This window comes from Brevibacillus sp. NSP2.1 (assembly GCF_000470975.2).
GTDB classification, from domain to species: domain Bacteria; phylum Bacillota; class Bacilli; order Brevibacillales; family Brevibacillaceae; genus Brevibacillus; species Brevibacillus agri.
In genome coordinates this window covers 1262150-1282510 of the sequence record NZ_CP048274.1, presented here as the reverse complement: position 1 = coordinate 1282510, position 20361 = coordinate 1262150, and the positions used below count along the sequence as shown (strand labels likewise).

Sequence of the window (20361 nt, the reverse complement as noted above, 5' to 3'; positions counted from 1 at the left end):
GCGCGGGCTTGGCGCAGGCAGGCTTGGAACAGGCGTGCTTTCAGTTTAGCTTCCCCGGCGTAAACCCGCCGACAAACGTCTTCGGCTCCGAGGAGATGATAAAGGCGCCGGGATCGATTTGCTGGATCGTTTTGATCGCATCCAGGTAATTTTTGCGCTTGGCCAAAATGAGAAAAATCATCCGCGTCCCGTACAGGCCGGAGCCGTGCCACTTGGTCACGCCGTAGCCCTTTTCCTTGAGCACGCTGGTCAGCTCCGCTTCATTGGCCGTAATCACTTGCAGCGTCATGTAGCCGAGGGCGATTTTTTGTTCGATGTACATGCCGAGCAACGTCCCCACTCCATACGACAGGCAGTACGTGAAAATCCCCCAGAACGAATCCATGTAGTTCAAAACGATCGACAACCCGGACAAATAGACAAAAATCTCGACCGTGCACAAGCTCGCGGCCGCGTAGTTTCGGCCTTTTATCATCAGCACGACCCGCAGGGAATTGAGCGCGACGTAAATAATCTGGATCAACGCAATCGTCACATAAATCATGCGACACCCTCTCCTCAAAAAGTCGGCTCCGCCATCCAAGCGGCGGAGCCTCCCATCGGTTCAGACTATATGTCCACTCTGCTGAAACAGGCGGATGATTTTGCCTGCGACCTCGTCCCCCACCTCTGCGGTCGCGGACGTCCCGCCCATGTCCGGCGTGAGCACCTCGTGTTCCACCAGCGTCTCCTCGATCCCTTGCAGCACCAGTTCAGCGAGGTGCTTGTAGCCGAAAAATTCAAGCATCTGGCTCGCCGACCAGATTGCCGCCAGCGGGTTGGCGATGCCTTTTCCCGCGATGTCCGGGGCAGACCCGTGAATCGGCTCGAACATCGACGGATACGTGCGCTCGGGGTTGATGTTGGCCCCCGCCGCCAGGCCCAGCCCTCCGGCAATCGCCGCGCCCAGATCGGTCAAAATGTCGCCAAACAGGTTGGAAGTGACGACGACCTCGAACCGCTGCGGCTCTTTTATCATGAACATGCTCGCCGCATCGACCAAATACGAATGCGTCGGCACATCGGGGTATTCCTTGGCGACTTCTGCAAACACCTCGTCCCAGAAAACCATCGAGTAGTTGAGCGCGTTGCCTTTGCTGATACTCGTCAGCGACTTGCCCAGTTCGCGGGCCGTCGCAAACGCGTAGCGGATAATCCGCTCCGTCCCTTTGCGCGAGAACACGCCTGTCTGCAGCACCACTTCCTCCGGCTTTCCGCGAAACAGCCACTCTCCTGCCCCCGCGTATTCGCCTTCGCTGTTTTCGCGAATGAACAGCATGTCGACCGCTTCTCGCGGCACGCCAGCGAGCGGGCAAGGAGCGCCGCGCAGCAGCTTGATCGGGCGGATGTTGACGTACTGCTCGAACCCTTTGCGAATGCGCAAAAGCAAATCCCACAGCGAAATGTGGTCCGGCACTCCCGGATAGCCGACAGCCCCCAGGTAGATCGCGTCAAACTTGCGGAGCTGCTCCATCCCGTCCTCGTCCATCATCTTGCCGTGTTTGGCGTAGTACTCGCAGCCCCATGGAAAATCGTGAAATTGCAGCTCGAAGCTGCCGTCGAGCCGTGCCGCCGTGTCCAGCACCTTGATCCCTTCCCGAAGCACCTCCGGCCCGATGCCGTCTCCTGCAATCACTGCGATCTGCCACGTTTTTTTCATACGATCACTTCCCGTAAAAACGAAGCGGCCGCTCCGGCGATTTTCGCATGCCCCGCTTGATTTGGATGCAGTCCGTCTATGCCCGCAAAGTACGTCTGGTCGACCTCGCCCCGCTCGTCGTGGAAAATGCCCTGAAAGCTGAGGAACAACAGGCCGCTTTTTTTCGCCATCTCTTCCAGCGCCGCCGCGTATTCCTTGCCGCGCCGCAACAGCGTGCCATAGCCGGCTACAGGCTCCCAGACCTGCTCGCCGTCTACCTGGCCCGGGTCGAAGCCGGAGCCGGACGCGCCGATGATCGGCACGATGCCGTGGTGCAGCGCTTGCTTGACCATGGCGTACATATTGGCGAGCAGCGCATTTTCGCTGACATCCCACCACAAATCGTTGCCGCCGCCGATGATGAGCGCATGCGAAGGGTTTTGCCAAACGACATCGTGGGTGAACCGGCCGAGCATTCCCCCTGTCGTGTCCCCCGAAATGCCTTTGTTGATGACCTCCACCCCCAGTTCGCGCTGCAGGAGCGCGGGCCAGGCCGCCGTTTTCGGCACGCCCAGCCCTTCCGTAAAGCTGTCGCCGATGCACACCAGTTTTCTCATCGTTTGCTCGCCCCTTCCTATTTGTTTTTCGCTGCGCGCAGGCGGAAGCTCGATTTTTTCTCGACAAGCCCGAGCAGCAAGTCGACGAGGATGACGAGCAGCGCGGCTGGTATGGCCCCGGCCAAAATTTTTTGATCGTCAGTCGTGGAGATGCCGCGCAAGATCATTTCGCCCAGACCGCCCGCGCCGACAAACGTCGCCATCGTGGCCGCCCCGATCGCTACAACGGCCGCTACCCGCACTCCCGCCAAAATAATCGGCATCGCCAGCGGGATCATGACCATGCGCAAGAGCTGGCCGGACGTCATGCCCATGCCTGTTCCCGCCTCGATCATGTTTTTGTCCACGCCAGTCAGTCCCGCGTACGTGTTGGCGATGATCGGCAGCATCGAGTACAGCGCCAGGGCGACGATGGCCGTGTCATAGCCCAGGCCGAGGAAAATCATGATAATCAACAGCATGGAAATGGACGGAATGGTCTGGATAATGTTGATCGTCGTCTGGATCGCCACGGCCAGCGTCCGGTTTTTCGTCATCAGGATCGCCAGGGGAAGGCCGAGTGCAATCGCAATGACGATGGCGCTGATGCTCATGAACAGATGTTCCCCCGTCAGCTCCAGGATTTGCTCCGAATATTTGTTCATGACGCCGATTATGTCGAGGATGCTGTCCATCGAATCTGCCTCCTTTTCTGGCAAAAGGTCGCTACGGCTGCAAAAGCCCTTGCTCGGTCAAAAACTTTTGGGCGATTTCCGCTGGCTCCAGCTTTTCCACATCCGCCTGGTAATTGAGCGCCGTCATCGTCTTCGTGTCGATTTTGCCCGCCAGCTTGTTCAAAATGTCCGCCAGCTCGGGATGCTTTTTGAGCGCGTCGTTGCGCACGACAGGCGAGGCCGTGTAGTTCGGGAAGAAATGCTTGTCGTCCTCCAGCGTGACCAGATCGTACTCCTTCAGGCGCGAGTCCGTCGAATAGGCGAGCACGATGTCCACGTCGCCATTTTTCACCGCTTTGTAGACCAGCCCGATGTCCATCGGAATCGCCTTGGCAAATTCCAGGCCGTACTCCTTTTTGAACGCCGGATAGCCGTCGTTGGTCCGCTCCAGCCAGCCCGCGTCTGTTGCCAGCTTCATTTCGGCGGCGTGCGCCTGCAGGTCGGAAATCTTTTTCAGGCCGTATTTTTCCGCGATATCTTTGCGCACCGTAAAAATGTACGTGTTGTCAAAGCCGTAGGACGGAAACCATTCCTGGTCGAACTTTTCCTTGACGCCCTGCTTGACCAGGTCGAAGGCGGCGGCAGGGTCTTTCGGAAATTCGGTCATGCCGAGACTGCTCGTGAGATCTGTCCCTACGTAGCGGACGGCGGAAATCTGGATGTCGTTGTTTTGCATCGCTTTGAGCACGACAGGCGTTCCGCCGAGCCCGCCGACCATTTCCACCTTCAGGCTGGAATTGGCTTCAATCAGTTTTTTCAGCATGTTGGCGATAATCTCTTGCTCGGAGGTAGGCTGATAACCGAGCTGAACGGTGTTTCCAGCTCCCCCCTTCGAACAGCCCGTGACCAGCGCAACCGCCAGGACCGCCAAAAACAGCGTGCGAAAAAGCACTCTCATCCCCACATTCATTGCCCCCTTTTTCTCTCAACCTGTTATTGGATCGCTCTGCTCACTTCCGCAAGCCTCGCGGTGTGCACATGCGCTGGAACTTGCGCGTGACGAGGTCGGCGAACGCCGCGAGCAGGGCAGTCAGGAGCGCCCCTGTCAACAGCATGTTGTCATTCGAGTTGCCAAGCCCCGTGAAGACGAGGTAGCCCAAGCCGCCGCCCCCCACGACAGCGGCGAGCGTCGCCCAGCTTATCGTATAGATCGTCGCTGTCCGCAAGCCGCCCATGATGATCGAGATCGCCAGCGGAATTTCTACCTTGAACAAAATTTGCAGATTGGTCATGCCCATCCCGCGAGCCGCTTCGATCAGCGACGGCTCCACCTCGCGGATACCTGTGTAGGTGTTGCGCAGCATCGGCAAAAGCGAGTACAAAAACAGCGCGACGACGGCCGGAAAAGCGCCAATGCCCAAAAACGGAATCATGAAGCCCAACAGCGCCAGGCTCGGAATCGTCTGCAAAATGTTGACGACGCCGATGACATACTGGCTGATTCGCTCTGCTCTCGTCAATAAAATGCCAAGGGGAACGGAAAGGATGAATCCCGCAAGCACAGCGAGCAAGGAAATGTAGCAATGCTCCCAGACAAGCGAGAGAATTTGCTCGTGCCGCTCGGACAAAAAGGCAAAGAAATCGCTCATGCCCGTCCCTCCCCCTACAAAGCGCCGGAGCGCGGAAACTTTTCGCTCGGCCGTTTGAGCCGCTTGACGCCGATAAAATCCGCGACAAAATCGTTGGCCGGGTGCTGCAACAGGCGGTCCGGCGTGTCGATTTGCACGACAGCCCCGTCGTTCATCAGGCAAATGCGGTCGGCAATTTTGATCGCTTCATCCATGTCGTGCGTGACGAAGACGATGGTTTTATGAATCGTCTTTTGCAGACGGACAAACTCATCCTGGAGTTGCTCTCTGCTGATCGGGTCCAGGGCGGAAAACGGCTCATCCATCAAAATGATCGGCGGGTCTGCCGCCATCGCCCGAATCACCCCGACGCGCTGCTGCTGTCCGCCGCTCAGTTCGGCCGGGTACCTGTCCTTGTATTTTTTCGGCTCCAGTCCGACCAGAGCGAGCAGCTCATCTACCCGTTTCTCGTAGACGGCCGGATCGGTCTTGTTCAGCTTCGGGACCAGGGCGACGTTTTGCGCGATGGTCATGTGCGGGAACAGGCCGATCTGCTGGATGACGTAGCCGATGCCCCGCCTGAGCATAACCGGATCTTTTTTCGCGATGTCTTCGCCGTTGATGGTAATTTTTCCTGATGTCGGCTCGATCAGGCGGTTAATCATTTTCATCGTGGTCGTCTTGCCGCAGCCGCTCGGCCCGATCAGCACAAACAGCTCGCCCGCGCCGATGTACAGGTCCAGGCTTTTGATAATCGGCGCGCCATTGATCGTCTTCGTGACCTTGTCAAAGCAAATCATCCGCATCTCTCCTCGTCATGAAATAGATCATTGCCGCCGGTTCCAGATCACCAGCTTCAACTCCGTCATTTCTTCGATCGCGTATTTGATCCCTTCCCGGCCCGTTCCGCTTTCTTTGACGCCGCCGTACGGCATGTGGTCCACGCGGAAGGTCGGGATGTCGTTAATCAGCACGCCCCCGACATGCAGTTTCTCTGCGGCGTCGAGCGCTGTGTGCACGTTTTCCGTATAAATGCCTGCCTGCAGCCCGAACCGGGAATCGTTCACGCGCTCAATCGCTTCCTCGACCGAGTTCACCCGGTTCACCAAAACAATTGGGGCAAACACTTCCTGGCAGGAGACTTTGAGCGAAGGCCCGGCATCGAGAATCACGGTCGGCTGCAGGATGTTGCCCTCTGCCCTGCCGCCTGCGGCCACCGTCGCTCCCGCCCGTCGCGCCTCGTCAATCCAGTCCAGCGTCCGCTGCACGTCACCCGGGGAAATCAGGGCGGAGATGTCTGTCGTCTCGTCGAGCGGGCTGCCTAACCGCAGCGCCTTTGCGGCTGCGACGAATTTTTCCACGAACGCGTCGTACACCTCCGCATGCGCGTACACGCGCTGCAACGAGATGCACACCTGCCCCTGAAACGAAAACGCTCCGGTGATGCAGCGGGCAATCAGCGGCTCAAGCTCGACGCCTTTGTCGATGATGACGGCGGAGTTGGAGCCAAGCTCCAGTGTCGTCCGCTTCAAGCCTGCCCGGTTGCGGATGCCAATGCCGACACCCGGACTGCCTGTAAACGTCACCATGTTGACCCGCTCGTCCGTGACGATCAGATCGCCGACGACGCGGCCGCTCCCCGTCACGACATTCAATGCCCCGGCAGGCAAGCCCGCTTCTGCCAACAGCTCTGCGATGAAAAAGGCGGACAGCGGCGTCTGCGAGGCGGGCTTGAGCACGATCGTGTTGCCCGCTGCGATGGCAGGCCCGACCTTGTGCGCGACGAGATTCATCGGAAAATTAAACGGGGTAATCGCGCCAATTACGCCAATCGGTTCGCGCAGCGTATAGGCGAGCCGGCCTTCCCCGCCGGGAGCGGCGTCGAGCGGCAACGTCTCTCCGTGAATGCGCTTGGCCTCTTCGGCGGCGAACTTGTACGTTTCAATCGTGCGCGCGACTTCGCCTCTCGCTACCGCAATCGGTTTCGCCGCCTCCTGCGCGATGATCGTGGCCGCCTCCTCGCTGCGTTCGCGAAGCAGGCTCACCAGGCTTTCGAGAATCGCAGCGCGGCGATGCGCCGGCATTTTCGCCATGATGGCTTTTGCCGCGTAGGCAGCCGCGATTGCCTGCTTTGTCTCTTCTTCGTTTGCCGCCGGAATCTCGGCGAGCGCTTCCCCGGAATACGGAGAGCGCAGCTCCGTGTACTGCCCCGCTTTTACCCACTCGCCGTTGATGAACAAGCTTTTTTGCATCGTGTGCATCGCTGGTCCCTCCCCTCTTTTCATGCTTGCGCCTCTTCGATCCCCAACGTCTTCAGCACCATCTCGTGGAACTGCAGGACGGCGTGCTCGGTTGCGGAAAACTTCCCTTTCTGGAAGGCGCGGGACTTGAAGCCGATCTGCTCCAGCTCAACCAGCTCCACGTCCTCGACCCGCACCTGCTCGGTAAACGCCATCAAATCTTTTTCTTCCTGCGTCAACTCGTCATGGCGGAACAAATACGTGTACACGCCCAATGTCGTCTCGTGGTCGATCGGCACCATCTGGATCAGCGACATGTTGCCCGGCCCCGGATAGATCGTCAGCATCAGGTTCGGCCACAGCCAGTAAAAACGGCCGCCCTGCATCTCCGCCTTATTCAGTTCAACCGAGCCGAGTTGCTTATCCGGCTTGACGACCGTCCCTTGCACGGAGTAATTTTCACACTGGATGATCTGGTACTTCGTCAAATCGAGCGTAGCGGTAAAGCCGGGATGGGCAATCGGGCAATGGTCGCATTCCAGGTAGTTGTCGATGAACGCTTTCCAGTTCGATTTGATGACCCGCGTGTTGACGCTGTATTTTTTCAACTCGCCCAAAAACGGAAACGCCGCCAGATCAGCGAAAAAGTCGCCGTAGGAAGCCGCCAGCGGAACCGCGTCATCATCGAGGTTGACGAAAATCAGCGACGCTTGCACCTCCAGCCTCACCTGGCGCAGACAGGCTTCTGCTGCGCACAGTTGCTCGCCGTTTTTAAAGTTCGGCGCCTTGTTCAGCGAACCGTCGAGCTGGAACGTCCACCCGTGGTAGCCGCATTGCAAAATTTTCTTGTTGCCCTCGGCGTTTTTCTCCAGCTTCGTCGCGCGGTGCGGACAGACGTTGTAAAATGCGCGCAGCGTACCTTCCCGCCCTCGCACGACAAGGATCGGCTCACCTGCCACGTCACAGGTAAAAAAGTCGCCGGGATTTTCGACCTGACTGATATGCCCGACAAACTGCCACGAGCGGGCAAAAATCTTTTCCTGCTCTGCGCGAAGCACCTCCGGATCGGTGTATAGACGGTAAGGAAGCGTTTTCACCTCGCGGGTAGTGAAACCAACCTTTGCTTCTTGGATAGACATCTGCCATGACCCCTTTCGTTTTCGCACCATGCGGCATCATTATTGGTTACGGTCTTGCCCCTCCTTTTTGCAAAAACGATGCCACATGCGAAAACCACGGTTATCACGGTGATAATAGTAAAATTATTAGGAAAATTGAGTTTATTCAGGTTCATTTCGAACCGATTTGCACTCACGCGTGGTATGATGGGAAAAACGGCTGCACGCGCGGAGGTTCCCATGTTCAAAGAGTCGGAAAATGGCTTCATCATTGAAATGAGCACGGATATTTTGGAAAAAATCCTCGACCATTCCACCGATGAAATTTACGTGGTCGACGGCGAGACACGGATCGTCTTCATGAACAAAATATGCGCCCAGCACTACGGGCTCAAGCGCTCGGAGGTCATCGGCAAGCGCAACGAGGAGCTGTTCAAGCAAGGCTACTGGACGCCCTCGATCATCCCGATCGTCATGCAGGAAAAGAAGCCCGTCACCATCAAGCAGACGACCTACTACGGCGGCGAGCTTGTCACGACAGCCGTCCCCATCCTGAACCGGACGAAGGAGATCGAGCTCGTCGTCATTACCGCCCATGAGCAGAACTTCAAGAAAATCATGCACACCGATCAGGAACCCGCCGACCAAAACCAACTGCCTAACAACATCATCACGAACAGCCAGAAGATGAAGGACTTGCTCACCTTTTGCCACAAAATCGCCCTGGTCGACTCGACGATTCTTTTGCAAGGCGAGTCCGGCACGGGAAAAGGCGCGTTCGCCGCTTTCATTCACCAGATGAGCCGCCGCAAAAACGGGCCGTTTTTGACGATCAACTGCGCTGCGATCCCGGAGGAGCTGCTGGAGTCAGAATTGTTCGGCTATTCGCAAGGCGCGTTTACCGGAGCGAGCAAAAGCGGCAAGATCGGGCTGATCGAGGCGGCGAACAACGGCACGATCTTTTTGGACGAGATCGGCGAACTGCCGCTGAAAATCCAGGCCAAGCTGCTGCAGGTGATTCAGGAGCACCGCTTTTTGCCTGTCGGCGGCACCGAGTACAAGCAGGTGGACATTCGCATTTTGTCCGCGACCAACCGGGACTTGTCCAAGATGGTGGAAAACAAGCAGTTTCGCGAGGACCTGTACTACAGGCTCAACGTGATCGACCTGAAAATCCCGCCGCTGCGCGAGCGCCCTGAAGACATCGTACCCCTCACCTATTATTTCATCAACCGCTGCAACAAAAAATACGGCGTGGACCGACTGATTTCCCAGGAGACGCTGCAAGCTTTGAGCAGCTATTCCTGGCCGGGCAATGTGCGCCAACTGGAAAACATGATCGAGCGGCTCGTAGTCACGACAGAGTCGATCATCACCCCGGCCGATTTGCCGGACATTATTCATCAGCATAACCGGAATCATCTGCCTTTGTCTTCGGCCGGAAGTCCTCCGCTGCCCCAGACGCTCGACGCAGCGCTGGCGGAGGTGGAAAAACAGATGGTCCGGCGCTCGTGCCAAAAGCACCGCACAACCCGCAAAGTCGCCGCTGACCTGGGCGTGAGCCAGACGAAAGCGACGAAGCTGATTCAGAAGTATTGTCGGGATTTGGGTGAGTTGGAATAGGTTCAAGGGGAGGGGGTTACTTGCTAGTTGGCAGAGGGGCTGGTTTCGGCGATCCTTGTTTTCTGGTTGGGAAGCTGGTTGGGGACGTCCCTTCGTTTTCCGGCTGGAGAGCTGACAGACTCCGAGCACTCCTTCCCTTTCTTGCTGAATACCTGGCCCCTTGCCTCCCCGCTCCCAACTTTTACGGCAATGATGCACATTGCTGCTGGCTACTTGCGAGCGAATCCTGCCCCCCGCCCGCTCATGCCGACGACAAATTCGTCCCTCCGAACTCGCCTGCCAAAAAATCACAAAACGACAATTCCTGTCTCTGTCTCCACCTGTCTCCTCCCGTCTCCTCCCGTCTCCTATCCCTTCCTTTTACCCGTAAGCGCCCTGCTACGCCCCAAACGAGCATCATCACCCTTCCTATAATATGGTAACTTTTCCACCCCTTCGCCCGTCTCTTCGATGAGGTGATTCCAACATGCACATCCACAAATGGTTACGCAAATGCGTAGCGGCTGTTTTGGCATTCATCCTGCTCGGCTTCCTCGTCTATCCTACCCCTTCCGCCCAAGCCTGCTCCTGCGGAGAACAGAGTGCGACGAAGCGGTTGGAAAAAACAGAAGCTGTCTTTCAGGGCGTCGTCACGGACATCCGCCAAAACGGCGAGGATGAAGAGGTGATTTTCGCGGTCACGAAAACGTGGAAAGGGGACAAGCTCCCGGAGCGCCGCACGTTGTCCGCTCCCGGAAGCTGCCATTACCGGTTTGAACGTGGCGTGGAATACGTCGTCTTCGCTTCCGGCTATCAGGCAGAGGACGGATCTACTTCCTTGCGCGTGTACAATTGCTGGGGGACTGCTCCCGTTTCGGAAGCGCATGGAGATATCGCCGAGCTTGATTACGGATTGCCTTTGAACATCCGCCATCTGCTGCCTATTCCCGAGCAGCGCTATGCCTGGTACTTGTCCCTTTTCGATGCGATCAGCGACATCTGCCAGCAGCCAGCCAAATGAACCGTGCACCAAAAACCCCGGAAAAAGAGCGGTGTGCCCTTTTCCGGGGTTTTGCGCGCGAACTGCTCGTGCGGACTCCTCATCCGGACCCCGCCCCTGTTTATTTGCGGATGCCTTTTTTCGTCGCCAGCTCGGTGTACACGCCCGTCTCCTTCTCCGTGTCCTGCGTGAACTGCTGGCGATCCGCATAAGCAGGCTCGACCTGTATCTCGCCGAGCTTTTGCAAATAGGCCGGGTCGCTCGTCATTTTGGCGATGCCTTCTTCCCACTTTTGGATGACGGCATCAGGCGTGCCTTTGGCAAACGACACTCCGGTCCACCAGAACACCGTCAGGCCGTCGATGCCCTGCTCCTGCGCGGTAGGGACATCAGGCAAAAACGGGCTGCGCTCCTCTCCGGCAACCGCGAGAATTTTCACCTTGCCCGCCGCAAGCATCGGCATGATCTCGCCGACTGTGTGCACAGCCAATACCGCGTGGCCGCCCGCTACTTTGGGGACGGAATCGGAAGCGCCTTTGGTCACGATCATCCTCGTCTTGGAAAAATCCGCGCCGATGGCATCCAGCCACTGGGCCACGCCGAATGCGGAAAAGCCCGCGGGTCCCACCGAAGTCCAGGTCAGCTCTTCCGGGTTTTCCCTGACCCACTGGGAAAAAGCGGCGAAGTCTTGCCACGGCGCGTCGGCTTTGACGGCAAAGGCGAGCGTCCCTTTGCCGATCCGCGCTGTATAAATCTGGTCTTCGTTTTGAATCGGGGGATTTTTCATGCCAGCGGCCAGCATCGTCGTATTCGACACGTTGACCGCCAGTGCCGTGTAGCCGTCGTTTTTCGCCTGCTTCAAGGCAAATTCGGCTCCCACGGCACCGCCGCCGCCCGCCTTGTTGACCACGACGATCGGCTGGCCCCATTCCTTGCTCAAATAGTCAGCGGTGGCTCTCGCGACGAGATCGACGCCGCCTCCGGCTGAATACGGCACGATGTACTCGATTTGCCGGGTCGGATAGGCCGCAGCCGTTTCGCCCTGGACGGACTGCCCGGTCGCGCAGGCGCTCACGGTTGCCGCCAGCAAAAAAGACATCGTGACCGACACCCAATGTTTGTATCCTTTCACTACTTTTCCTCCCGTCTCTACACTAGGCTACGTCCACGCCTTTTTTCTGCTCCTCCCGCAACCGCTGGCGGGTTCGCCTGTTCAGCACAAGGGATACGATCAACAGTACCGCGGCCGCAAGCAAAATCGACAGCGACAAAGGGCGGGACAGCACGATACCGAGCGAGCCGCTTCCCATCGCCATCGTCTGGATGAACGATTCCTCCAGCAGCGGCCCGAGAATGAAGCACAAAATCAGCGGCACGACAGGCCATTTATACTTCACAAACAGGTAGCCAAGTCCGCCGAACAAAAAGGCAATCCAGACGTCAAACATGCTGTTGCGCACGCTGTACGCCCCGATCGTGCACAGCATCAAAATGACTGGGGCCATGATGCCAAACGGAACCCGGGTCAGTTTCACCCAGAGCCAGACCATCGGCAAATTCAGCACCAAAAGCATCATGTTGCCGATGAACATGGAGGCGATCACCGTCCAGACGAAGTCGGCATGCTGCGCAAACAACACCGGGCCAGGCGTCAGGCCGTAAATCATCAGACCTGCGAGCAAGATCGCGAGCGGCGGAGAAGACGGGATGCCGAGCGAAAACAACGGGATGAAGCCCGCGCTGCTGGTCGCGTTGTTGGCCGCTTCCGGCGCTGCCACACCTTCGATCGCTCCGGTTCCGAATTTCTCCGGCTGGCGGGAAACTTTTTTCTCCAGATCGTAAGCCAAAAAAGCCGTAATCGCCGCCGAGCAGCCTGGAAGCAGCCCGAGGAAAAACCCGACAAGCCCGCCTCTAAGCATCGGCGCGGCGCTTTTTTTCATGTCCGCCTTTTGCGGATAAACGCTACCAGGCTTGCCAATTACGGTCGCCTTGCGCTTTTCCGCGATGCCCTTGAGCACCTCGGTAATGGCAAACAGCCCGATGATGATGCTAATCATGTCCAAGCCGCCCACGAGCGACGAGATGCCGTAGTCAAAGCGCGGCATGCCGGACGATGGCCCCAGGCCGACCAATGACAGCGCATAGCCGAACGCCCCCATCAAAAACGATTTCAACAGCGAGCCGCCCGACAGGCTGACCATCAAGGTGAGCGCGAGCAGCATCAGCGCAAAATATTCAGGCGGCCCGAACTTCAATGCCTGATCGGCGAGCAACGGCGCGAAAAACACCAGCCCGATCACGCCGACTACCCCGGCGACAAACGACGCGATGGCCGAGATGCCGAGCGCTGGCCCGCCCTTCCCTTGCTGGGCCAGCGGGTAACCATCCAGACAAGTAGGAACGGACGACAGCTCGCCCGGTATATTGAGCAGAATCGCCGTCGTAGAGCCGCCATACATCGCCCCGTAATAAATGCCAGCCAGCATAATCATGCCCTGGGTCGGCTCCAGCACGGTCGTCACCGGCAGCAAGATCGCGATCGCCGAAGTTGGCCCCAGCCCCGGCAGCACCCCTACAAAGGTGCCAATCAAAGCCCCGAGCGCTGCCATGAGCAGATTTTCCAGGCTAAACGCAGTCGCAAATCCGGCCAGCAAAAGCTGCAGCGTATCGATGGTCAGCACCTCCTACCACAAATCCCCGCCAGAGAAAGGCATTTGCAGCCACAAAATAAACACCGCGTACATAGCGCCAGTCAACAGAAGCGAGTAGAAAACAGCGACGTACAATCGATAAAAGCCGATCAACATAAAAAAGGCAACGGAAGCAAGCGCCGTAGCAAGCAAATAACCCATCGCGCCAATCAGCCACGCGTAGAGTAGAAGACTCAACCATGCAAACAAAACGCGCGGTCTTTCGTCTCCCGGCGCAACTGCCTGACGCGGCGGCGCAGCGTGCGCTTTGCCGGGATAAGACTGTACCAAAAGCACGCCCCCGAGCATGACGAACAAAAACCCGAGTATCGCAGGCAGCGTATGGTCTCCTACGTACAAGGACTGCGCATAAGCTTGTAACCGATACGCCTCCAGCGAAATCATGACGCCAATCGCCATGCAAAACAACGCGCCGATCCAATCAGCCCGGTTGTGCGGGCGTCTCACAAGCACCACCTCAGCTCCTGAAAAGCTACCATAACCTATGGCACATTCGCCTATTGTGTGCGGGCAAAAAAAAATGCCAATACCAGTCTTTGCGAAGACGGCAATGGCGTCGGATTACCATTTGATTTGGTCACTCATATGGATGATGGCCTGCGCGACTTTTGCTTCGTAGCTTTCCTTGCTGCACAGTTCTTTCCATAGTTGCTCCTGTTCTTCGTGAGTGAGCAGGTCGCTGCGGTCCGGCCTTGTCTGTATGGCCCCCTTTAGCGGCGCGGCGTTTTGGCCGGTTTCGCCGCCGTGGCTGACAAGCTCGTGCACCAGGAGCATGTTCAACAGCTTGTCCATCTTCGCCTGCCTCCGGGCCAGATGCGGCTCCATCCGCTTGGCGACCAGCCACAGCTTTTCTGTTTGCTCTTGTGCGGTTACCATGACTCTTTCGCACCCCCATACTATATATATCTAAATATAATTACTTACATCTAATTATAATAAACATTTTGCGAAAGAGAAGCCAGATCGACCTGTTTTCATGGATGGGGTTAACTTTTTCTTTGCAATTTCATCCGACTTAGATAAAAATTTGATCCTATACAAAATAGAAAAACATGGAAATTTTGCGATAGAATCTCCAAAAAGGAGCAGTGTTTATGCAAAAGCAAGCGAAAATCATGTTTAGTTGTTTACTCGTTGCCGCTGTATCCATTCCTGGCGCATCTGTTCTTGCAAGCAAGAGTAATGTAGCCGAATATAGAAGCTATTTAGAAAAGCACATTGAGGAAAAACTTGAAGTTGCTTATGATAGAGCGGCAGCAGTATTTCGTTTTGATGACAGCGACTACCAACTTTTTCGAGCAGATAGTCTTGACCGACCAGAAGAGATGTCGACAGATGACTATACCTTTTTACGATTGCCCATGGGCGAAACCATCTTCCAAACGAACGAGATTGAGAAAGGAGATTTTGCCCCGGCGATTTACATTAAAAATAGCCTGGATGAAGCAGTTGTCCTTTTGAAGAAGCAAAATGGTGAGAATAAAAAGTTTACTTATCAGAAAGATGACACGGCAAAATTAAGATGGAAGCTAGTGGAACAAGAAGCGGCTGATGGCGAGGCGGTAAAAGTATCTGCGCCGCAATCATTCGATGCCTTCGTACAAGAAAAGCTTCAAATTAACTGCCAAAAAGTCGGTTACGCTTCTAGCGAAACCGACTTTTTGAGTGTCTAAAGTTCCTCGACATTGTAAATGCGCTATTCGTTGACGTTACTCTCATAGTAGATAGAGCTTCGGAGGGAGTTCACAAATAGACGAGTCTGAGCAACCGTCTCTAGTCACTGCGATTTTTGCTCCCCTTCACGCTGATGGGCTTCCACAAAAAAACTGCCACCCGCCAGTCAATGAAAACGACTGGCGAGCAGCAGCTCCCCCCTCTTCCCTTATGCGATTATTCCATTGTCAAAACGACGCGGCCATTGACTTGGCCTTTTTCCAAGCGCTCCAGCACCTCGTTGATTTTATCGAGTGGCTGGGTTTCGATGATGGCGCGGACTTTGCCGCGCGCGGCGAAGTCGAGCGCTTCCTGCATGTCTTTGCGCGTTCCGACGATCGAGCCTTTGACGGTTACGCCGTTGAGCACTGTATCGAAAATCGGGATTGGCAACTCCGCATTCGGCAAGCCGACTACGACGAGCGAGCCGCCGCGGCGAACGGACTTGTACGCCTGTTCAAACGCTTTTTTCGTCACAGCCACGCTGATCGCGCCGTGTACGCCGCCGATCTGCTCCTGAATCGCCTGCACAGGATCAACCTCGCTGCCGTTGACGGTCAGGTCAGCCCCTAGTTCTTTTGCCAAGTCCAGTTTTTCCTGGTGAATATCTACCGCGACGACGTTGTAGCCCATCGCCTTTGCATATTGCAACGCTACGTGGCCCAGTCCGCCGATGCCGTAAATCGCTACCCATTCGCCCGGCTTCACGTTCGCGACCTTCAGTGCTTTGTAAGTAGTGACTCCTGCGCACAAAATCGGCGCTGCCTCTACGTCGCCCAGCTCATCCGGAATGCGCGCGACATAAGCTGCCGGCGCTACGCAATACTCTGCGTAAGCTCCATCTGCGGAGTAGCCGCCATTGAGCTGCTGCAGGCACAGCGTCTCCCAGCCTGTGAGGCAGTAGTCGCATTCGCCGCACGCCGAGAACAGCCACGGGATACCTACGCGATCGCCCAGCTTGAGCGACGTGACGCCTTCGCCGAGCTTTTCAACCACGCCTACGCCTTCGTGTCCCGGAATCAGCGGCAGTTTTGGCTTGACTGGCCAGTCTCCGTGCGCCGCATGCAAGTCAGTATGGCAGACGCCGCACGTCTTGATTTTCACCAAAACCTCGCCGTAGCCGACCTCTGGGACCGCTACTTCCTTCACTTCCAGCTTTTGATGGAACTCGTTGACCACTGCTGCTTTCATTTGGACCATCCTCCTCTTTCCCCCTGGGCATTATGTATGCCTGTTCGACGGTAATCCGCTTACGTCCCTTTATCATTGCAAGCAGCATGCCAAACTGTAAGCGCTTTACATTTCGCGGTTTTTCGCGATATGTCGCGGAAATTCGCACTCGGACTGGCCGTTTTTTCGGCCCACTCAGCCAAAAATTCGGCCAGCCAGCCAAGCTTTTGGCCAAAAAAGGGGATTCTCCCCTGTCTGCGGTATTACTACATAGCGGAAAAAGGGGGTAAAAGCATGCAAATATCCAAGTTCATGACACCGGAGATCATCTTCGGAAACCAGTCCATCGGCCAAGTCGGGGAAAGTCTTCGCAGATTGGGTGCCTCCCGTGTCTTTCTTGTCAGCGACCCCGGTGTCGTGAAGGCAGGCTGGGTCGAGCGGATCATCCACTACTTGCAGCAGCAACACCTCGATTATCATCTATGGACAAACGTGACAGCCAATCCCAAAGATTACGAGATTCACGCCGGAATCGCCGCTTACCGCGCGGGCGAGTGCAACGCGATTCTCGGCGTTGGCGGCGGCAGCGCCATTGATGCGGCCAAAGCCATCGCCCTGCTTGCCACCAACGAAGGCAGCATCGTCCAGTACGAAGGCGTCGATCGCATCCTGCATCCGCTCCCGCCCATGGTCATGGTGCCGACCACTGCTGGCTCCGGCTCGGAAGTATCGCAGTTTTCCATTATTGTCGACAGCGAGCGAAAAGTAAAAATGACGATCGTCTCCAAATCGCTCATTCCCGATATCGCCATCATCGACCCGCAAACGTTGATGACCAAAGACCGACAGCTCACCGCCAATACAGGCATGGACGTCCTGACGCATGCCATCGAATCGTATATTTCCCTCGCCGCGACACCGCTCACCGAGGTACACTCGCTGCAGGCGATGCGGCTTATCGCCCAGCATTTGCGCCCATCTGCCGCCAGCCAGTACAACGCTTGCGCCAAGCAGGCGATGGCCATGGCGAGCTTGCAGGCGGGTATTGCTTTTTCCAACGCCATCCTCGGAGCCGTACACGCCATGTCCCATCAACTGGGCGGCTTTCTCGACGCGCCGCACGGGGAAGTGAATGCGATCCTTTTGCCTCACGTACTCGAATACAACTACATTGCCGCCCCGGAAAAATACAGGCAAATCGCCGAATGCCTGGGCGAGAACACTTCGGGCCTGAGCACCCATGACGCTTCCCGCCTCGCGCTGAAAGCGGTGAAGGACCTGGCAAACGACCTCGACGTCCCCCACTCGCTGTCTGCCATCGGGCTGCACCCGGAGCAAATCGAGCTATTAAGCTCGCTCGCCCTGCTCGACGTCTGCATGACCACCAACCCGCGCGACATGAGCGTCCAGGACGTCGCTGCCCTTTTTCGCCAAGCATTATAGGAGGCCGCCATGCAAAACAAACAGGAGATATTGGAAAAGCTCACCGGGATATCGTCCTCGCGCAAAAGCTACTACAGCGAGCTTGTCTATCTCGTGGAAGAAATGAAAAAGAAAAACCGCCAGCTCGCCGTCATCAACGAGCTGACGCAAATCCAGATCAACGCCACCTGGCCGCAAACCAGCAGCTATCTCGCCGCGCAACTGTCGCAAATTCTCGCCTTCGAGCACTTTGCGCTGACAATCGTAAAAGGCGGCATGCCCGCTTCTTACTTGTGCATCTGGACCGACTCCGACTGGCAATGCCGCACCTTGACCCAGCCCGCGGCTGCCGATCCGGCGCTGTTTATCGAGCAGGTCCACCAAAAGCTGGCGGAGGTGCTGCCGCAGCATTTTGCCACGTCCGTTCCGCTGCGCAGCCAGTTGAACCAGACGTTCGGCTTTTTGACCTTGCTGCACCAGGAAAAGCGCCAGGCAGACAAGGAGGAAACAGAGCTGATCGAGCTGGTCGCCAGACACGTTGGCGTCGTCGTGGAAAACAGCCTCTTGTTCCAGGATGTGAACGAAAAAATCAAGATCGAGGCGCAACTGATCCAATCCGCGAAAATGGCCGCAATCGGGGAAATGGCGGCCGGAATCGCCCACGAGCTGAACAGCCCGCTGACTGCGATTCTCGGCAATTCCCAGTTGCTCCTGCGCGACATGGCGGATGGCCCCACCGCTCCGCTCATGCGGGACATTTACCAGTGCGGGGTGCGCTGCAAAAAGATCATCCAAAACTTGCTGACTTTTTCCCGGCAGGAGGAATATTTGTTTGAGACTGTCTCCATCGACGAGGTCGTGGAAGATGTGCTCGGGCTGATCGGCTACCAGTTGTCTGTCTCCGGCCTGACCATAACCCGGGAAATGAACGTGCCGAGCCTGCTGTTCCACGGAAGCCGCCATCAAATCGAGCAAATCGTCATCAATCTGCTGCTGAACGCCAGAGACGCGCTCGCAGACAGTGAAGCGCCGCAAATTGTCATTCGCTCGTTTCTCGCAGAAGAAGCTGGCGTCCGCTACGTAGGCTTGTCCGTTTACGACAACGGGACAGGCATCCCGAAGGAGCAACTGCCGCAAATCTTCCAGCCGTTCTTTTCCACAAAGGAACGGACAAAAGGAACCGGACTGGGCTTATCCGTCAGTCTCGGCATCGCGGAAGCGCACGGCGGCAGGCTGTTTGCGGAAAGCGAAGAGAACGGCTACAGCAAGTTCACGCTGCTGCTGCCGCTGCTTGAGAGAGAGGAGGACAACCATGGAGCCGAAACGAATTTTGATTGTCGATGATGAGACAGAAGTAACCACCTTTTTCACCTATTTTCTCCAGCGCAAAAACTGCGAGGTCGTCGTGGCGAATACAGGCAAACAGGTCGAGCGGCTGCTGCATGACGCCTCCCAGCACTTTCATGCCGCCCTCGTCGATTTGAAGCTGCCGGACGCCGACGGCCTGGAGCTTTTGCGCGAGATCAAGGCGGCCCATCCCGCGTGCGAGGTGCTGATTATGACGGGCTACAGCACGATCAAATCGGCGGTCACAGCCATGCAGTGGGGCGCCAAAGACTATTTGGAAAAGCCGTTTGACGACCTGGACAGCCTGGAGCATGTCATCGACTCTGTTCTGTCTGCCTCGGCGAAGCAAAAAGATGACCTATCCCAAGAGGCCGCGCAATATGGTATCGTGTATTCAGCAGAAAGTCCGATGGCCCAAGTGACGGCCATTGCCAAAAAGTTGGCAAAAAAAGCAATTCACGTCCTGATTGAAGGAGAAACAGGCACGGGCAAGGAGCTGATGGCCCGTTTTCTCCACGGAGCGAGCAACCGCGCTCAGCAGCCGTTCGTCGCCTTCAACTGCGGTGCCGTTCCGGAGTCGCTGTTGGAAAGCGAGTTGTTCGGCTTTGAAAAAGGCGCTTTTACCGGGGCGATCAAGTCGCGAAAAGGCTTGTTTGAGCTTGCGCACAACGGCACGCTGTTTCTCGATGAGATCGGTGAAGCCCCTCTCTCGATTCAGGTCAAGCTGCTCCGCACGCTGGAAACGGGAGAGTTCATGCGGGTCGGAGGCGAACAGGTCGGCCAGAGCAACATCCGCTTCATCTCGGCCACGAACCGCAACCTGGAGCACGAAGTCGAAATGAACCGTTTTCGCAGCGATTTGCTCTATCGGCTGGAAGGAATCAAGCTGGCGATTCCTCCCCTGCGCGAGCGGACTTGCGATATCCCGGCCATCGCCCACTACTATTTGCAAAAGCGCAGCGGCACCCCGTGCGAGATCGAGGCGGACGCTCTGGAGCTTTTGCAGCGCTACGACTGGCCTGGCAACGTCAGACAACTGCTTAACGTGCTCAACCAGACCATCGCCCTGCACGAATGCGAGCGGCTGCGCGCAGAGCATCTGCCGGCCCAGCTTCGGCAAAGAGCGGCGCAGCCGAAGCTGCAAGGGCGAGAGCAGCCCGCCGAAGACCAGCCACAGCCCGGCAGCATCGAGCAGGCGATCGAGCGGGAATGCGCGCGCTTCGTGGAATCGCTCACCCGCAACATCCCTTCCATCGAAGGCGTCGACTTCGAATATTTGCAAAAACGAATCAAGCTCCTGGAAGGGGAAATCGGGCGGGCGATCATCGAAAAAGGACTGAGCGAGACAAAAGGAGACAGGCAGTTGTTGAGCAAGAAATTGAATATCACCAAGCGGACGATCCGCTACATTCTCAATGAAAAGGGGTAATGCCTCGCCGACCTGCGCTGATCCCCTGTTAGG

At 56.7% G+C, this 20361-nt stretch carries 19 protein-coding genes and 1 pseudogene; 6 read left to right on the top strand and 14 right to left on the bottom strand.

The annotated features are described in order from the left end of the window. Positions 1–40: 40 nt before the first annotated feature. From M655_RS06300 to M655_RS06260, 9 genes and pseudogenes are all read right to left on the bottom strand, one after another. Positions 41–544 carry a DUF2179 domain-containing protein gene (locus M655_RS06300; RefSeq protein WP_005827420.1) on the bottom strand — a complete coding sequence of 168 codons (504 nt, stop codon included), beginning with the start codon at positions 542–544 and terminating at the stop codon, positions 41–43. A gap of 60 nt (positions 545–604) precedes the next feature. Continuing rightward, complete coding sequence (locus M655_RS06295; RefSeq protein ID WP_005827421.1) at positions 605–1699, bottom strand: tartrate dehydrogenase; 1095 nt, start codon at positions 1697–1699, stop codon at positions 605–607. Then, positions 1696–2295, bottom strand: coding sequence for a GDSL-type esterase/lipase family protein (locus tag M655_RS06290; RefSeq protein WP_005827422.1), 600 nt, complete (start codon positions 2293–2295; stop codon positions 1696–1698). The genes M655_RS06295 and M655_RS06290 overlap by 4 nt, the downstream gene beginning before the upstream one ends. Positions 2296–2312: 17 nt before the next feature. After that, positions 2313–2969 carry an ABC transporter permease gene (locus M655_RS06285; protein ID WP_005827424.1) on the bottom strand — a complete coding sequence of 219 codons (657 nt, stop codon included), beginning with the start codon at positions 2967–2969 and terminating at the stop codon, positions 2313–2315. Between the two features lie 31 nt (positions 2970–3000). Beyond that, positions 3001–3906, bottom strand: a complete 906-nt coding sequence (locus tag M655_RS06280) for an osmoprotectant ABC transporter substrate-binding protein (protein ID WP_026558154.1) — start codon at positions 3904–3906, stop codon at positions 3001–3003. Positions 3907–3958: 52 nt separating this feature from the next. Then, a complete protein-coding gene (locus M655_RS06275; protein ID WP_007783846.1) occupies positions 3959–4597 on the bottom strand; it encodes an ABC transporter permease in 639 nt (212 codons plus the stop codon). A gap of 53 nt (positions 4598–4650) precedes the next feature. Continuing rightward, positions 4651–5376, bottom strand: a pseudogene (locus tag M655_RS06270) (ABC transporter ATP-binding protein); the annotation flags it as partial. Between the two features lie 27 nt (positions 5377–5403). Continuing rightward, positions 5404–6861: an aldehyde dehydrogenase family protein gene (locus tag M655_RS06265; RefSeq protein WP_122952989.1), complete on the bottom strand. Its 1458-nt coding sequence runs from the start codon at positions 6859–6861 to the stop codon at positions 5404–5406. Beyond that, a complete protein-coding gene (locus M655_RS06260) occupies positions 6858–7955 on the bottom strand; it encodes an aromatic ring-hydroxylating oxygenase subunit alpha (protein WP_005827431.1) in 1098 nt (365 codons plus the stop codon). The genes M655_RS06265 and M655_RS06260 overlap by 4 nt, the downstream gene beginning before the upstream one ends. Before the next feature lie 219 nt (positions 7956–8174). Between M655_RS06260 and M655_RS06255 the strand changes: the two genes are divergently transcribed. Both M655_RS06255 and M655_RS06250 read left to right on the top strand, forming a co-directional pair. Next, entirely contained in the window at positions 8175–9557 is a 1383-nt protein-coding gene (locus tag M655_RS06255) for a sigma-54 interaction domain-containing protein (RefSeq protein ID WP_026558152.1), read from the top strand. Positions 9558–10023: 466 nt separating this feature from the next. Next, positions 10024–10557, top strand: coding sequence for a hypothetical protein (locus M655_RS06250; protein ID WP_026558151.1), 534 nt, complete (start codon positions 10024–10026; stop codon positions 10555–10557). A gap of 100 nt (positions 10558–10657) precedes the next feature. On the opposite strand, the gene M655_RS06245 is transcribed toward M655_RS06250, so the two are convergent. The 4 genes from M655_RS06245 to M655_RS06230 all read right to left on the bottom strand — a co-directional run bounded on the left by M655_RS06245 (position 10658) and on the right by M655_RS06230 (position 14123). Then, positions 10658–11635 (bottom strand): tripartite tricarboxylate transporter substrate binding protein, encoded by a 978-nt coding sequence (locus tag M655_RS06245; RefSeq protein ID WP_035423227.1) that lies wholly within the window; start codon positions 11633–11635, stop codon positions 10658–10660. A gap of 55 nt (positions 11636–11690) precedes the next feature. Beyond that, a complete protein-coding gene (locus M655_RS06240) occupies positions 11691–13217 on the bottom strand; it encodes a tripartite tricarboxylate transporter permease (RefSeq protein WP_081414774.1) in 1527 nt (508 codons plus the stop codon). Positions 13218–13220: 3 nt separating this feature from the next. Continuing rightward, positions 13221–13700, bottom strand: coding sequence for a tripartite tricarboxylate transporter TctB family protein (locus tag M655_RS06235; protein WP_286085978.1), 480 nt, complete (start codon positions 13698–13700; stop codon positions 13221–13223). A 108-nt stretch (positions 13701–13808) separates the two neighbouring features. Further along, entirely contained in the window at positions 13809–14123 is a 315-nt protein-coding gene (locus M655_RS06230) for a hypothetical protein (RefSeq protein WP_026558147.1), read from the bottom strand. A gap of 218 nt (positions 14124–14341) precedes the next feature. On the opposite strand from M655_RS06230, the gene M655_RS06225 reads away from it, so the two are divergent. Next, positions 14342–14920, top strand: a complete 579-nt coding sequence (locus tag M655_RS06225; protein WP_026558146.1) for a hypothetical protein — start codon at positions 14342–14344, stop codon at positions 14918–14920. A gap of 217 nt (positions 14921–15137) precedes the next feature. Here M655_RS06225 and adhP read toward each other — a convergent pair whose 3' ends face one another. Continuing rightward, entirely contained in the window at positions 15138–16151 is a 1014-nt protein-coding gene (gene adhP, locus M655_RS06220) for an alcohol dehydrogenase AdhP (protein ID WP_005827442.1), read from the bottom strand. Positions 16152–16424: 273 nt separating this feature from the next. Between adhP and M655_RS06215 the strand changes: the two genes are divergently transcribed. Genes M655_RS06215 through M655_RS06205 form a run of 3 tightly spaced genes read left to right on the top strand, consistent with a single transcriptional unit; the run spans position 16425 to position 20328 of the window. After that, positions 16425–17573 carry an iron-containing alcohol dehydrogenase gene (locus M655_RS06215; protein WP_005827443.1) on the top strand — a complete coding sequence of 383 codons (1149 nt, stop codon included), beginning with the start codon at positions 16425–16427 and terminating at the stop codon, positions 17571–17573. Positions 17574–17582: 9 nt separating this feature from the next. After that, positions 17583–18896, top strand: a complete 1314-nt coding sequence (locus M655_RS06210; RefSeq protein ID WP_007783883.1) for a sensor histidine kinase — start codon at positions 17583–17585, stop codon at positions 18894–18896. Next, entirely contained in the window at positions 18865–20328 is a 1464-nt protein-coding gene (locus tag M655_RS06205) for a sigma-54-dependent transcriptional regulator (RefSeq protein ID WP_007783886.1), read from the top strand. Before M655_RS06210 ends, M655_RS06205 begins: the two co-directional genes overlap by 32 nt. Positions 20329–20361: the final 33 nt, after the last annotated feature.

What these genes read in the sequence shown, in the direction of transcription:
- M655_RS06245 (WP_035423227.1), bottom strand. Translation starts at nt 11,635, where the DNA reads ATGTCTTTTTTGCTGGCGGCAACCGTGAGCGCCTGCGCGACCGGGCAG.
- M655_RS06255 (WP_026558152.1), top strand. Translation starts at nt 8,175, where the DNA reads ATGTTCAAAGAGTCGGAAAATGGCTTCATCATTGAAATGAGCACGGAT.
- M655_RS06260 (WP_005827431.1), bottom strand. Translation starts at nt 7,955, where the DNA reads ATGTCTATCCAAGAAGCAAAGGTTGGTTTCACTACCCGCGAGGTGAAA.
- M655_RS06230 (WP_026558147.1), bottom strand. Translation starts at nt 14,123, where the DNA reads ATGGTAACCGCACAAGAGCAAACAGAAAAGCTGTGGCTGGTCGCCAAG.
- M655_RS06265 (WP_122952989.1), bottom strand. Translation starts at nt 6,861, where the DNA reads ATGAAAAGAGGGGAGGGACCAGCGATGCACACGATGCAAAAAAGCTTG.
- M655_RS06225 (WP_026558146.1), top strand. Translation starts at nt 14,342, where the DNA reads ATGCAAAAGCAAGCGAAAATCATGTTTAGTTGTTTACTCGTTGCCGCT.
- M655_RS06290 (WP_005827422.1), bottom strand. Translation starts at nt 2,295, where the DNA reads ATGAGAAAACTGGTGTGCATCGGCGACAGCTTTACGGAAGGGCTGGGC.
- M655_RS06300 (WP_005827420.1), bottom strand. Translation starts at nt 544, where the DNA reads ATGATTTATGTGACGATTGCGTTGATCCAGATTATTTACGTCGCGCTC.
- M655_RS06295 (WP_005827421.1), bottom strand. Translation starts at nt 1,699, where the DNA reads ATGAAAAAAACGTGGCAGATCGCAGTGATTGCAGGAGACGGCATCGGG.
- M655_RS06285 (WP_005827424.1), bottom strand. Translation starts at nt 2,969, where the DNA reads ATGGACAGCATCCTCGACATAATCGGCGTCATGAACAAATATTCGGAG.
- M655_RS06210 (WP_007783883.1), top strand. Translation starts at nt 17,583, where the DNA reads ATGCAAAACAAACAGGAGATATTGGAAAAGCTCACCGGGATATCGTCC.
- M655_RS06250 (WP_026558151.1), top strand. Translation starts at nt 10,024, where the DNA reads ATGCACATCCACAAATGGTTACGCAAATGCGTAGCGGCTGTTTTGGCA.
- M655_RS06215 (WP_005827443.1), top strand. Translation starts at nt 16,425, where the DNA reads ATGCAAATATCCAAGTTCATGACACCGGAGATCATCTTCGGAAACCAG.
- M655_RS06275 (WP_007783846.1), bottom strand. Translation starts at nt 4,597, where the DNA reads ATGAGCGATTTCTTTGCCTTTTTGTCCGAGCGGCACGAGCAAATTCTC.
- M655_RS06205 (WP_007783886.1), top strand. Translation starts at nt 18,865, where the DNA reads ATGGAGCCGAAACGAATTTTGATTGTCGATGATGAGACAGAAGTAACC.
- M655_RS06280 (WP_026558154.1), bottom strand. Translation starts at nt 3,906, where the DNA reads ATGAGAGTGCTTTTTCGCACGCTGTTTTTGGCGGTCCTGGCGGTTGCG.
- adhP (WP_005827442.1), bottom strand. Translation starts at nt 16,151, where the DNA reads ATGAAAGCAGCAGTGGTCAACGAGTTCCATCAAAAGCTGGAAGTGAAG.